Origin of the sequence: Nocardioides hwasunensis (assembly GCF_014779665.1) — a bacterium.
Lineage (GTDB): Bacteria > Actinomycetota > Actinomycetes > Propionibacteriales > Nocardioidaceae > Nocardioides > Nocardioides hwasunensis.
Genome location: NZ_JACXYY010000004.1, coordinates 239,162 through 253,056, shown reverse-complemented (window position 1 = coordinate 253,056; position 13,895 = coordinate 239,162). Strand labels below are relative to the sequence as shown.

Sequence of the window (13,895 nt, the reverse complement as noted above, 5' to 3'; positions counted from 1 at the left end):
GCGTCGTCACATGCGTCCCGGCCGCCCGCCGGGTTCCAGGAGGTTCCAGGTGTCGAAGTCCCCCTTCTCCGCGCGCGGTCGGTTGCGCGCACTGGCCGCCGGTCTGTCCGGCGTCCTCGTCGCAGGCGTGGGAGCGGTCGCGTTCGCGATCCCCGCCGGTGACGAGCCCGGCGTCACGATGCGCGCCTTCCAGCTCGGTGCGCCGATCTCGGCGTTGTGCGACATCAAGTCCGGGCAGACGCCCAACGTCGACCAGCTCAAGCAGACGATCGACTGGAGCTCCCCGGCCGACTTCGGTGGGCTCCAGGACAACTTCGTCGTCCACGTGCTGGCCAACCTGAGCATCGACACGGCCGGCACCTACATGTTCCGGCTGATCAGCGACGACGGCTCGGAGCTGCTCATCGACGGCCAGCAGGTCGTCGACCACGACGGTCTCCACGGCGACACGCCCAAGGACGGGTCGGTCACCCTCACCGCCGGGGTGCACGCCCTGCGCGTCAACTACTTCGAGGCCGGCGGCGGCGAGCGCCTCACGCTCCAGTGGCAGAAGCCCGGCGACACCTCGTTCTCCGCCGTCCCGACCTCGGTGCTCAGCACCGAGGCCGGCGTGACCCGCGTGACGGCTCCGGGCTTCAAGCAGTGCGAGGGCCAGGACGACTCCGAGGGCGACGGCCTCCAGCTCGGCTCGGTCAACCCCGCCTACGACCTGGTCAACCTGCGCCCGGACGGCTTCGAGCCGCAGGTCACCGGTCTCGAGTGGATGGGCGACGACCTGCTCGTCCTCACCTGGGGCGGCAACGGCAACGACCAGGGCAACGTCTCGCTCGGCGAGCTCTACCGGCTCGAAGGCGTCAAGGACGCCGCAGCGCCCGGCGAGGTCACCCGCACCAAGATCGCCGAGGGCCTCAAGGAGCCGCAGGGCATCAAGGTCGTCGACGGCGACATCTACGTCTCGGAAAAGACGGGGCTGGTCAAGCTCGTCGACGCTGACAGCGACGGCGTCTTCGAGACCAAGGCCGAGATCGCGAAGTATCCCTTCGACGGCAACTTCCACGAGTTCGGCTTCGGCATGCTCTACAAGGACGGCAAGTTCCACGTGAACCTGTCGGTCTCGATCAACCTCGGCGGCGCGACGACCGTCCCGCAGGGGTCCGACCACCGAGGCACCCACATCACCATCGAGAAGGACACCGGCAAGATCGACTACGTCGCCGGCGGCCTCCGCACCCCGCACGGCATGGGCTGGGGCCCCCAGGGTGAGATCTTCGTGACCGACAACCAGGGTGGCTGGTTGCCCGCCAACAAGCTCATCCAGATCAAGCCGGGTCAGTTCTACAACCACTTCACCACCGGGCCCAGCGGGCCGGGCGAGTTCGACGACGAGACGGTCACCAAGCCCGTCCTGTGGATGCCGCAGAACGAGATCGCCAACTCCCCGAGCACGCCCGTCGTGGTCGAGGGCGGTCCCTACGACGGCCAGATGTTCATCGGTGACGTCACCTACGGCGGACTCCAGCGTGCGGACCTCGAGAAGGTCGACGACGTCTACCAGGGTGCGCTCTTCCGGATGACCCAGGGCCTCGAGGCCGGCGTCAGCCGGGTCCTCGCGGGCGACGACGGCCAGCTGATCGTCGGTGGCCTCGGCGCCGGCGGCAACTGGGGCCAGAACGGCAAGCTCCGCTACGGCCTGCAGAAGCTCGACCTCAGCGGCGACGTGCCCTTCGACATGCTCTCCATGGACGTCGTCGAGGGTGGCTTCGAGATCGAGTACACCGAGCCGCTGTCGGCCGCGACCATCGCCGGCCTGACCGACGCCTACCAGGCCAAGCAGTGGCGCTACCGGGCCACGGCCCAGTACGGCGGGCCGAAGCTGGACGAGGAGACGCTCGACGTCACCAGCGCGACCGTGTCGTCTGACGGCAAGACCGTCAACGTCCAGGTCGCCGGCATGAAGCCCGACCGGGTCGTCTACCTGCGCTCGCCCCGCCCGTTCTCGTCGGCGTCCGGGCAGTCGCTGTGGAGCACCGAGGCGTGGTACACCCTCAACAGCTACCCCGGCTACGTCGCACCCGACCCGGAGCCCGCTCCGGACGGCATCTACGAGCTCGAGGACGGCGAGCTGTCCGGCACGGCCGGCATCGACACCGAGCACGCGGGCTACACCGGCTCCGGCTTCGTCGACGGCATCCAGACCGTCGGCTCGGGCGTGGCCGTCGACGTCGTCGCCCCTCGCGCCGGAGCGTACGACCTGCAGATCCGCTACGCCAACGGGCCGAACCCGCAGCCCAACCAGGCCAAGAAGATGAGCCTCTACGTCGGCGACCAGCGCCAGCAGATCACGCTGCCGCCGTTCACCGACTGGAAGACCTGGGGGACCTTCACCTCCCGTGTGAACCTGCCGGCCGGCGTGACGCGCATCGAGATCGCCTACGAGCAGGGTGACGACGGCAACGTCAACCTCGACCACGTCAGGGTCGTCGACCCGACGGGCGGACGCGTCGAGGCCGAGGACGGCGCCGTCACCGGTCAGGGCAACCGCGTCCAGACCGAGCACGCCGGCTACAGCGGCACCGGCTACGTCGGTGGTTTCGAGAACGACGGCACCGCGGTGACGTTCGACCTCACCGCCACCGCCGCCGGGTTCCACGCGGTCAAGCTGGGCTATGCCAACGGGCCCAACCCGCAGCCCAACCAGACGAAGGCGATGTCGCTCTACGTCAACGACGTCTTCGTCAAGAAGATGTCGCTGCCGCCGGGCGGGTCGTGGAAGACCTGGCTCACCCTCGAGGACCAGATCGAGCTGAAGGCCGGCAAGAACGTCGTGAGGATCCAGCGCGACGCCGGCGACAACGGCAACGTCAACCTCGACTACCTCGAGCTCGGAGCACGCCAGGCGTGTGCGCCGGGACAGACGCCCACGGCCGACGACGAGTTCGACGGCACCACGCTGGACACCTGCCGGTGGAGCACGATCCTCAACAAGACGTCGACCGGCGTCGCGCTGAGCAACGGCCAGCTCAAGATCAACGCACAGAGCGGTGACCTGTCCGGCGGCGCGGTGGACGCGAAGAACATCATCCTGCAGCCGGCGCCGGCCGACGGCCCCTGGGCCGCCACGACGCAGGTCTCGATGTCGGGCAAGGACGACTTCCTGCAGGGCGGTCTCGTCGCCTGGACCAGTGCGACCAACTACGCCAAGCTCGTCGCGATGCAGCGCCCCGAGGGCAACTGGGTGCTCGAGCTCGGTCGCCGGATCAACGGCGACATGGTCTACGTGAACGCCGACCTGCCCGAGGGGGCCGCTCCTGACCAGCTGCAGCTGCAGATGGTCTCGACCGGCACCGCGATCCAGGGCCGGTACTCCACCGACCAGGGCGTGACCTGGAAGTCCATGGGCGCGGGCTACCCGGCCACCGGGCTCGTCGATCCCAAGGTCGGCGTCGCCGCCTACAACGGCACCGGCAGCCAGGTCGGCACCTTCGACTGGTTCCGGGTCAGCGACGACCCGGTCATCGAGCCCGACACGTGCGAGGCCACGGAGGCCGACCCGGGCTACCGGATGCTCTTCGACGGCACCGCCGAGAGCATGACCGGCTGGAACATGGCGGGTCCGGGGGTGTTCACCCGCGAGGCCGACTGCACGCTGATGGGCAACGGTGGTCTGGGCCTGCTCTGGCACTCCGAGCCCATCGAGGACGACTACTCCCTCCAGCTGGACTGGAAGCTGACCAAGGACGACAACGGCGGCGTGTTCGTCGGGTTCCCCAACCCGGAGACGACGCCCCGCTACGACGGGGACGCGCCGAACCCGGCGGGTGACCCGTGGGTGGCCGTGGATCGGGGCTACGAGATCCAGATCGACGCCACCGACGCCCCGGACCGCACGACAGGTGCGATCTACACCTTCCAGGGCGCCGACGAGGCGGCGCGCAACACGGCACTCAAGCCGGTGGGACAGTGGAACCACTACGAGATCCGGGTCGAGGGCAAGCGCATCCGCGTCTTCCTCAACGACACCCTGGTGAACGACTTCACCAGCCCGGAGGCCGAGACCGGTCGCCTCACGTGGCCGTCGTACATCGGCGTGCAGAACCACGGCGGCGGTGAGAACGTCTACTACCGCGACGTGCAGATCATGGACATCAACGACCCGGAGAACGTCGCGTCGAAGGTGGCCGTCACTGCGCCGGCCGAGGTGGAGACGGGCAAGAAGGCCACCGTGCAGGTCGACGTGACCTCCGCGGCAGCCGCGGCGCCGACGGGCGAGGTGGTGCTGTCGGTCGACGGCGCGGACCTGCCGGCGGTGGACCTGGTGGACGGCAAGGCGAGCATCGAGGTCGGTCCGTTCGCCACGGCCGGCACGGTCGAGCTCGTCGCGAAGTACGCCGGCGACAACGCCGTCGACCCGGGACAGGGCACCGGTCAGCTGAAGGTCGTGGAGCCGGGCGTGGATCCGGACCCGACACCGGACCCGGAGCCGACGAACCCGCCGACACCGACCCCGACCCCGACGCCGACGCCGACGCCCACCCCGACCCCGACGCCCACCCCGGCGCAGCCGACGGTGACGAACAAGGGTCCGGTCGACGCGGTGCCCAACCGGCGCCGGGCGCGAGTGATGCTCGAGTGCGCCACCGGTGGGTGCGAGGGACGGGCCGTGCTCCGCACGCGAGGCGGCAAGCGGCTGGGTGACGGCACGTTCGACTTCGGCACCAAGGACAGGGGCCGGGTGACGATCAAGCTCAACACCCGTGCTCGCGCCAAGCTGAACAAGAAGTCGGTCGTCAAGGCGGTCCTCGTGGTCCGCTTCGAGGACGGTCCCGCCCAGCGGATCAAGCTGCGGCTCAAGCGCTGATCCACGAAAGAGACGCCGCCGGCCCACCCCGCTCAGCGGGTGTGGGCCGGTGGTGTCTCCGGGCAGTGCCTCAGCGGCCGACCCAGGCTCCCGCGCGCATCACCCGGACCACCTCGAGCTCGTCGTCGAGCACCACCAGGTCCGCGCGGCGTCCGGCCTCGATCGCGCCGACATCGGCCAGGCCCCAGACGCCGGCCGGCGCCGTGGTGGCGGCGTGGACGACGTCGAGCAGCGGCAGCCCTGCGGTGCGTACGGCGTAGCGCACCGCGGCGTCCATCGTCAGCGTCGAGCCGGCGATGGCACCCTGACCGTCGTCGGCGGCGAGGCGGGCGACGCCCTCGCGGACCTCGATCGCCATCGGTCCGAGCTCGTAGTCGCCGTCGGGTGCGCCGGCGGCCGCCATCGCGTCGGTGACGAGCACGCAGCGACCGGGCTTCGCGGCGAAGACGGTGCGCAGGACCGCAGGGTGCAGGTGCACGCCGTCGGCGATGAGCTCGACGTCGACGGGGGAGTCGAGGAGCGCTCCGACCGGCCCGGGATCACGGTGGTGGAGCGGGCGCATCGCGTTGAAGAGGTGGGTGCCGAGCCGGGCGCCGGCGTCGATCGCCGTCCGTGACTCGTCGTAGGTCGCGTCGGTGTGCCCGATCGCGGCGACCACGCCGCGGTCGGTGAGGAGGCGTACGGCGTCGATGCCGCCGGGCAGCTCGGGCGCGAGGGTGACCATCCGGACAGCACCGTCGCCGGCGTCGAGCAACGTCTCGACGGCGGCCGGCTCGGGCACGGCCAGCGCACCGGGTTGGTGCGCACCCGAGCGACGCGGGCTCAGCCACGGGCCCTCGAGGTGGATGCCCGTGAGGCGGCCGTCCTGGACGAGCAGGGCGAGCTCGCGCACGGCATCGGCCATCCGCTGCGGAGTGTCGGTGACCAGGCTCGCGGCCATCGACGTCGTGCCGTGCGCGAGGTGGGCGTCCGCCACCACGGCGGCGGCGTCTGCCGTACCGGTGTCGAACGACGCGCCACCTCCGCCGTGCACGTGGAGGTCGATGAAGCCGGGGACGACGGTGGCCGCGCCGAGGTCGCGGTCGGGGGAGCGCGGTGGCACGCCCTCGCCGACCTCGACGATGCGGTCGCCCTCGAGGAGGAGCCACCCCGGCGCGAGGATCCGCGCCGGGGTGACCACCTGTGCTGCGGTCAGGAGCACGTCAGGCCCTGTTGTCCTGCGACTCGGCGCTGAGGCTCATGTGCACCTGGTACCGGTCGCCGCGGTAGCGAGACACCACGTACTCCACCTGTCGGCCGGCCGCGCTGGACACGCGACGGAAGACGAGCAGCGGGGTGTGAGCCGGTGTCTCAAGTCGTCGGGCGATGACTCCCTCGGCGCACTCGCCCCACACCGTCTGCTCGGCTGCGTCGATGACCACGTCGTAGCGATCGGCGAAAAGCGTGTAGAGGGAACCGGAGAGGTCCTTGGTGTCGAGGTCGGGGAGCACGGCCGTGGGGTACCAGCCCTGCTCGATGGCCATGGGCTGACCGTCAGCCAGCCGGACGCGTTCGACCCGCCACGCTGTGCCGCCGCCCCCCAGGCCAAGTGCGCGCGCGATCTCCGCTGGAGGACGCTCCTCGTCGACGAGCATCATCCGGCTGGACGGGACGTGGCCACGGCGACGCATGTCGGCGGAGAACGACGCCAGATGCAGGCGGCTCTCGATCCTGGGTCGCGTGACGAAGGTCCCCTTGCCCTGGAGCCGGTGGAGCAGTCCGTCCGCTGCGAGACCGTCGATCGCCTTGCGCACCGTGGCGCGCGAGACGCCGTATGCGGCCATCAACTCACGCTCGGAGGGGATCGCCGCGCCGGGCTCGAGGTCGCGGGACGCGAGCTCGACCAGCACGTCGCTGAGCTGGACGTGCTTGGGTCGAGGGCCATCGTCCATCATGCGGGCCATCTCGTCCTGCGCCTCCGTCGTCCTCGACCGGTGCTTCGATGCCGGGTGGTACGCAGTGGTACGTACCACGTTGAGGGTCGTTGCACCGGGCGAGGATGTCAAGGTCGCCGAGACTCCCCCACGGCCGCCGTGCCAAGGCTCGTTCAGTGGCTGTGTGGTCGCGGTCTGCCGCTGCTCAGGGGATGGGCCGCGCGTCAAGAGCGCTCAGCAGCCGTGCCAGGTGCGGCGGCTCCGTGCCTCCGAGCTCGCCGTTGACGATGTGCTGAAGTGTGTCGACGTCGCCGAGGACGAGCGACGTCATCGCCAGCGCATCAAGGTGTCGCGAGACCTCGACGGGTTCGGTTACCACCAGCAGTGCGCTTGCCGCGGCAGAGCGCAACCGCGTGGCGGCCGACTCAAGCTCGTGACGCGCGACGAGTGACGAAAGGGCGCTCGAACGACGACCACCGAGATGGTCAGAGCCCTGCGCGATCAGCTCCTCGGCGCGCTCGGTGTCCCCGGCATCGAGCGCGGCCTGCACGAGCCGCTGGAGCGCTGCTCCTCGGGGATCGCCCTGGAACGCGATGTGCTCGTCCGGCGCGGCGATGGCGGCGAGCAGATCGGACTCGACCTCAGCCGGATCGCGCAGCCGCTCGCCGTCACGCGCACGGTAGAAGTGGTCCTTGGCCCGCCCGTCGCCCTCGGCGATGACGCGGTCGAGGATGGCGAGATTCCTCAGCAACCGATCCTCGCCCGCGACCCCGCGGTACCCCGTGTGCAGCACGTCGCAGTCGAGGTCGACCACTATGGGCGCGCTTGCTGTCCGCACGAGCTCCTCGTGCACTGCACCGCGATATCGCACGTCACCGTCGGCACGGAGGATGCGACCGATCCGTGCCGGCTTTCCCGTACCGCCGTCCCAGACACGCAGCGAGGCCGCGAGGGCATGGGATCCGGGGTGTGCCGACAGATGCTGGAGGATCAAGGGGAGCCGTGCTGCGCAGGTCGGCATCAGCACCTCGTCGACATCGACGAAGACGACCCAGCCACGCCCGATGACGTCCACGGCATGGTTGCGGGCAGCGGCGAAATCGTCGCACCACTCGAAGCGGGTGACCTGAACGTCATCGGTGGCAGGACCTAGGTGGTCAGCCGTCGGCCCGGCGGTGCTGGCACTCGTGTCCACCACGAGTCTGGCGCTGCCGGAAGGCAGGGAGGCCAAGCAGCGCCGCAGGTCGGGACCGTCGGCCGGTGCGAGCACGGCGTACGTCACCGGCACGTCCTGGGCGACGTCGACGGCCGGGTCGTCGTGGTCGGCGGTTCGTCGCAGGACGTCCGGCCGGACGATGGATGTCAGCACGTCCACACGGTTCAGGAGTCGTCGCCGCTCCTCGTCGTCGTCGGTGTCGCGCAGAAGAGCGTGGACGGCCGCGAGATCCCATGACCGGTCGCTCACGTGACCTCCATCTCGACCACCCGCGACACCAGCGACTCCAGGGACTCGCTGTGCGAGACGAGAAGGACCGCGTCGCACAGGTCGCGCTCCACGATGGTGTCCACGATCCGGCGCTGGGTCTGCACGTCGAGCATGCGCGTGGCCTCGTCGAGCACCAGAACGGTCGGTCGGCCAGCCAGCGCGCGCGCAATGCCCAGACGCTGGCCCTCGCCGCCGGAGAGCCGCACGTGCGGCGGACCGATCGGGGTGGCGTAGCCGAGAGGAAGTCGCCCGGCCAGGGTTCCCAGACCCACGGCCGTGCAGATCTCGTCGAGTCGAGGGACTTCACGTCCGAAACCGATGTTGCCGACGAGGGTGTCGGCGGTGACGACCACCGAGTCCGGGACGTAGCCGACGTGTCGCTCCCAGTCCGGGGACTCGACGTCATGCATCGCCTCGCCGTCGATCCACACCTCGCCGGACCACTCGTCCTCCATGCCCGCCAGGACCCTGCAGATGGTGGACTTGCCCGATCCGTTCGGCCCTCGGAGCCCGACCACCTCTCCGCGATCGATCCAGAGCTCCGGCAGGTGCGCCAGACGGGCTCCTGCGGCGCGGACCTCGACGTCACGCAGGTGGATGACGTGCTCACCCGCCCCGGAGTCACGGACACCGTCAACCGTGCGCTCGGGTGATGACTCGGCGGATCGGGCGGTCGCGAACGAGATCTCCTCGATGCGCTCGGCGCTGACAGTGGCGCGCTGGACGTCCTGCTGCAACCCGACCAGGGTGAAGGCCGCCGTGCTCATCATCGGAAGCAGCACTGCCAGCGACGCGAGCGACCCCAGGGTGAGGGCGCCCGACTGCACCTGCAGGGCGGCGACCACCATGCACACGACGAGGATCACGGTGCCAGCCAGCCCCGCCGCGGTCTCGAGCATCGAGGAGGACAGGAAGACCCGGCGGGTGCGGGTGATCAACCCGTCGAAGGCAGACGCCAGTCGAGGCGTCTGGTAGTCGCGCCACGCGCTGCCGCGATTCGACACCGATCCCTCGACCATCTCGACCATGGCTTGGGTCAGTTGGCTCTCGGCGGCGGCCGAGCGTCTCTGAAGACCCTCGATCCGGCGTCCACCCCACCAGCGCGCCGCAGCGACGACCGCCACCCCGGTCATGCACATGAGCGCGAGCAGCGGGCTCTGCAGCCCCAGGACGAGCGAGGCACCGAGGAACGTGATCGAGCTGAGGATTCCCGACAGAAGGGAGTCGTGGACGAACGCGCGCATCTCCGACAGGTCGGAGAAACGTGCCATCAGGTCACCGGGGGAGTAGGACCTGAAGGCGGTGCCGCGCAGCGAGACCACGGTGTCGGCGTACCCGACGGCCAGGTCGCGCTCCATGCCGACGGAGCTGGTGAACGCTCGCCGCATGGAGGCATAGCTGGCCGCCGTGCCGAGGGCGGAGACGACGACCGTGCCCGCGCCGAGGACCAGCAGCGTTGCCAGGTCGGCGGCCTCCGCCGTCACCAGGTCGACCAGGACCCGGACGAACTGTGAGACTGCCAGTCCGGCGATCGTCGCGACGATCGACAGCAGCGCGATCACCACCAACCGGCCACGCGCGCCGCGGAGCAACCGGGCGAGGATGGACGCCCCTGAGGGGTCGGAGGCGATCTCGTCGGAGCCTGACGGCTCCACGGTCATGAGGTACCCGGATGTCGCCAGACGGTCGTGGCGCACCCAGGACTGGGTCTCGGCAGGATCGGAGCACCGCACCCATGCGCCGATGCGCCGATCGATCGTGACGAAGTGCCCTCCGCTCTGCTCGAGGTGCACGACCGCGGGAAAGTAGGACGAGCTCACCTCGGCGAGGCGCTCGAACTCGAAGCACCGGGCCGTGAAGCCGTTGGCGGCGGCAACCTGCTGAAGCTCGAGCAGCGACATCGCTGTGTTGGAGCGACCGTAGAGCTGCCACATACGACCCACCGAACGGCGGACCCCGTAGCAGCTCATCGCCGAAGCGAGAGCGGCGACGCCGCAATCGGTGGCCACTCGCTGCTGCACGTGATGGGCCTTGCGCAGCGCGCGCGGACGCCGGACACCGCTCCCGGGGCTGGCGCCCGGACCGGTGACGTCCGTGGGTCGAGTGGCGTCGGAGGTGGAGCGGTCGTCCACGGGCACGGGATCGAGGGACTCCCTGGTCGAACGCTGGGTCACGATGCGTCCGTCCCGGCGCTGTGCGGACGAAGCGACTCGAGGCCGGCGGTGTCCTCGCCCATCAGCTCGGAGAGCGCCACCAGTGCGTCGACGGCCCTGCCTGTGACGTCATCCTCTGGGTCGCCGGCATCGGGCGCTGACAGCAGCAGCTCGGCAATCGCCGACCGGGTGCGCGGCAGTTCCTGGTCGTGGAGGATCATCAGCGCGCGGGCCTTCAGCAGCAGCTCCTCGAGGCCCGGCTCGATGTTGGCGTGCTCCTCGAGCGCGGCGAGGAGGGCGACCGCTCCACCGGACAGGAGCTCGTTGACCAGGAGTGAGAACAGCGCCCCGCGTTGCTCATGCGTGTTGAGACGGGTGTCGGCGAGGGCGGCCCGGAGGTGGTGAGCGCGATCGCGGTCCTGGTCCTCACCGACCAGCTCTTGGGCCAGCGCGGCGTGCGCCCTGCCCGCGGCGGGTTCACGAGTCTGCCAGTCCGCGATGATCCGACGGTTCCGCTCGGCGCGGGCCGCTCCGTCTCGGGTGTACCCGTCGTGGGCGACGGTGACGTCCAAGGCGATGTCGAGGACGGCCGCATCCGGGCTGGCGTGCACCAGGTCCTCGTGCAGTGGATTCGCCCAGCGCACCTCACCAGCCGCACGCACCATCCGAGGGAGAAACGGCGTGATCCCAGCGGTCCGGTCGAGCACGGCCACGCCGCAGCGCATCGCGTCGCGTGCCGGATGACGCTCGAGCAGCTGCGCCGCAGTGCGCACGCGATCTGCGTGACCCGGCAGGAGGAACTCGTCGGCGTCGATGTAGAAGACCCAGCCAGCCGGGACGAGGTCCAGGGCCGCATTGCGCGCCTGCGAGAAGTCGTGGGTCCACTCCCGGGTCACCACTCTGGCGAGCGGCCGGACCCTGGCCACGAGGTCGCACGTGCGGTCATGTGACTCGCTGTCCACCACGAGGATCGACGCGTCTTCCGGGATGCTCTGCACGCATCGCTCCACTGTCTTCTCAGCGTCATGGGTCAAGATGGCGAAGGTGACCATGACAGGTGAGGTGGCGGACATTGGCTCTCGGTCGGCGAAGGCGGGGTCGAGCAGGGTCGTGGCACGTAGGACCGAGAGCGCCTCGAGCACATCGTCGGTGGCGGCAAAGACGTCGTACGACGTCATCGGCATCTCCTAGGGAAAGAAAGACCCGGGTGGCCGTGCGAGGCACGGCCACCCGGGGTTGAGCTCGTCACGACGACACTGCTACTGGCACACGCACGTTCCGCACGGCTGCCGGGGCGGGGTCGGATTGGAATGGTCGATGGCGTACGCCGTCATCCGTCCCATCCACGCTGTGGTCCCGATCCCGGTCAGCCCGGCAGAGCCACACTTCGGCCCATACCGGTAGTACCAGGTGCGGAGGTCGTCGATCCAGCTCCCTCCACGAATCTCGCTCAACTTGTCCTTGTCGATGATTTCCTGAAGCAGGAACTCCCGGGACATGGTGAATCACTCTTTCGTGTTGGTTTGTCGAAGGAATCTCCCACGACACACCCAGTTAACGACGCTCGCGAGGAGCGACGCAACAGGCGCTCGGAATCTTGAGAGTCGAGGACCGAGGGCGACGAGTCGAGCGGTGAGCACCCGGGCAGGCCAGCCTAGGCTGCCCGGGTGACTCTGCCCTCGCCCTCAGGACCTCCGGCGTCCCGCGGTGATGGCGCGCCCGTCTCGGCGCTCCTGCTCGACCTCGACGGCACGCTGGTGAACTCCGAGCCGCTGCACCGTGAGGGCTACCGGGTCTACTTCGCGCAGAAGGGCTGGGACGTCCCCGACCTGACGATCTTCACCGGTCGTCGGGCGCTCGACGTCCTGGCCACCGAGCCTGGTCCGTGGTCGGGGCTGGACCCGCAGGCGGTGCTCGACGAGATCCTCGAGCACGTGCCGGACGAGGACCCCGAGCCCGTGCCGGGGGCACGTGAGCTGATCCTCACGGCCCGCTCGGGCCGCACACCGGTCGCCATCGTGACGTCGGCCGGCCCGGCCTGGGTCGAGCGCTCGCTCGGCTCCCTCGGGCTGGGCCTCGACGACGTCGACCTCGTGGTGACCGCGCTCGACGTGACGGCGGGCAAGCCGGACCCCGAGGGCTTCGCGCTCGCCTGCGAGAGGCTGGGCGCCGACCCCGCCGCTGCCGTCGCGGCCGAGGACTCGCCGGCCGGCATCCGCGCAGCCGTCGCCGCCGGCGTACGACGTGTGCACGGGATCGCGACGACACATGCTCCCGACGAGCTCACCGCCGCCGGCGCGGTCGAGGTGCACGTCGACGCACGGCCGCTTCTCGCGCTGCTGGCCGACTGACCTGCCGTCTCCCCGAGCAGGACGACGACCGCCTCAGCCCAGCGTGGACGTCCGGGCGATCAGCTCGGGGGTGAACTCCACCTGCTGGTGCTCGTGGTCCGGTTCGGTGGTCTCCTCGATGAGCAGCTCGGCCGCCGTGCGTCCCAGGGCCTGGCGCGGCTGGCGCACCGACGTCAGGGGAACGGCTGCCCCGGCGGCGAAGGCGATGTCGTCGTAGCCCACGATGGCCAGGTCCTCCGGGACGCGCTGACCGGTCGAGATCACCTGCTGCAGGAGGCCGAGCGCCACCAGGTCGTTGGCGCAGAAGACCGCGCTGGGGCGACTGCGCCGGGGCAGGCCCGCGAGTCGCTCGCCTGCGACACGTCCCTCCTCGACGGACATCGTCGTGGTCTCGACGTGGAGGAGGTCGGACTCGGCCAGACCGGCCTCGTCCCAGGCGGCTCGCGCGCCCTCGTAGCGGTCCCTGACCTGGCCCATGGTCGACGGACCGCCGACGTAGGCCACGCGCGTGTGGCCGCGGTCGACGAGGTGCTCGATGGCGACTCGTCCGCCGAGCCTGTCGTCGACGGTGACGGAGCAGAACTGGCCGCTGGTGTTGGCGCGGTCCACGATCACCAGTGGCGTGCCCTGCTGCACGATGCGCCGGAGCTGGGGCTCGTCGGGGTCGACCGGAGTGATGAGAATGCCGTCGACGCGCTGCTGCTGGAGGTGCTCGAGGTGGGCGGCCTCGCGAGCGCTGCGCCCGTCGCTGTTGCAGAGGAAGAGCGACAGGTCCGCCTCCTCGGCCGCCAGCTCGATGCCGCGTCCCACGTCGTTGAAGAAGGGGTTGGTCGCATCGAGCATGACGTAGGCGAAGGTGTTGCTACGGCCCATGCGGAGCTGGCGCGCGGACTCGTTGAGCACGAACCCGAGGTCCGACATCGCCTTCTCGACTCGCTCGCGCGTGCCGGTGCTCACGCGGGCAGGCCGGTTGAGCACGTTGCTCACGGTGCCGAGGGACACCTGCGCGAGCTCGGCGACGTCCTTGACCGAGGGCCGGCGACCGTTCGGCAAGGTGCGGCTGGTGGTGGACATCAGGCTCCTCGGATCGGACGGACCTACGGAGACTAGACCAACGAAAGTCTGAATGAAACG

The 13,895-nt window shown here is 70.0% G+C and carries 8 protein-coding genes; 2 read left to right on the top strand and 6 right to left on the bottom strand.

The genetic code is table 11. From position 1 onward, the window contains the following. The first annotated feature begins 49 nt into the window (after positions 1-49). Positions 50-4,858 (top strand): family 16 glycoside hydrolase, encoded by a 4,809-nt coding sequence (locus tag IEZ25_RS11095; RefSeq protein WP_191199486.1) that lies wholly within the window; start codon positions 50-52, stop codon positions 4,856-4,858. A 70-nt stretch (positions 4,859-4,928) separates the two neighbouring features. Here the strand turns inward: IEZ25_RS11095 and nagA are convergent, their stop codons facing one another. The 5 genes from nagA to IEZ25_RS11070 form a co-directional block, all read right to left on the bottom strand. Continuing rightward, positions 4,929-6,059 carry an N-acetylglucosamine-6-phosphate deacetylase gene (gene nagA / locus IEZ25_RS11090; protein ID WP_191199485.1) on the bottom strand — a complete coding sequence of 377 codons (1,131 nt, stop codon included), beginning with the start codon at positions 6,057-6,059 and terminating at the stop codon, positions 4,929-4,931. Between the two features lies 1 nt (position 6,060). Next, on the bottom strand, positions 6,061-6,792 hold the full coding sequence (locus IEZ25_RS22245) for a GntR family transcriptional regulator (RefSeq protein ID WP_318152179.1): 732 nt from the start codon (positions 6,790-6,792) through the stop codon (positions 6,061-6,063). 184 nt (positions 6,793-6,976) lie between these two features. Next, positions 6,977-8,236, bottom strand: coding sequence for a glycosyltransferase family protein (locus IEZ25_RS11080; protein ID WP_191199483.1), 1,260 nt, complete (start codon positions 8,234-8,236; stop codon positions 6,977-6,979). Next, a complete protein-coding gene (locus IEZ25_RS11075; protein WP_318152201.1) occupies positions 8,233-10,278 on the bottom strand; it encodes a peptidase domain-containing ABC transporter in 2,046 nt (681 codons plus the stop codon). Before IEZ25_RS11075 ends, IEZ25_RS11080 begins: the two co-directional genes overlap by 4 nt. A 149-nt stretch (positions 10,279-10,427) precedes the next feature. Beyond that, entirely contained in the window at positions 10,428-11,588 is a 1,161-nt protein-coding gene (locus IEZ25_RS11070) for a glycosyltransferase (RefSeq protein WP_191199481.1), read from the bottom strand. 489 nt (positions 11,589-12,077) lie between these two features. Here IEZ25_RS11070 and IEZ25_RS11065 point away from each other — a divergent pair, with 489 nt between their 5' ends. Beyond that, on the top strand, positions 12,078-12,761 hold the full coding sequence (locus tag IEZ25_RS11065) for an HAD family hydrolase (protein WP_191199480.1): 684 nt from the start codon (positions 12,078-12,080) through the stop codon (positions 12,759-12,761). Positions 12,762-12,794: 33 nt separating this feature from the next. Here the strand turns inward: IEZ25_RS11065 and IEZ25_RS11060 are convergent, their stop codons facing one another. Next, positions 12,795-13,835, bottom strand: a complete 1,041-nt coding sequence (locus IEZ25_RS11060) for a LacI family DNA-binding transcriptional regulator (protein WP_191199479.1) — start codon at positions 13,833-13,835, stop codon at positions 12,795-12,797. Between the last annotated feature and the right edge of the window lie 60 nt (positions 13,836-13,895).

Coding starts and splice junctions, on each gene's coding strand:
- IEZ25_RS22245 (WP_318152179.1), bottom strand. CDS start 6,792: ATGATGGACGATGGCCCTCGACCCAAGCACGTCCAGCTCAGCGACGTG.
- IEZ25_RS11060 (WP_191199479.1), bottom strand. CDS start 13,835: ATGTCCACCACCAGCCGCACCTTGCCGAACGGTCGCCGGCCCTCGGTC.
- IEZ25_RS11070 (WP_191199481.1), bottom strand. CDS start 11,588: ATGACGTCGTACGACGTCTTTGCCGCCACCGACGATGTGCTCGAGGCG.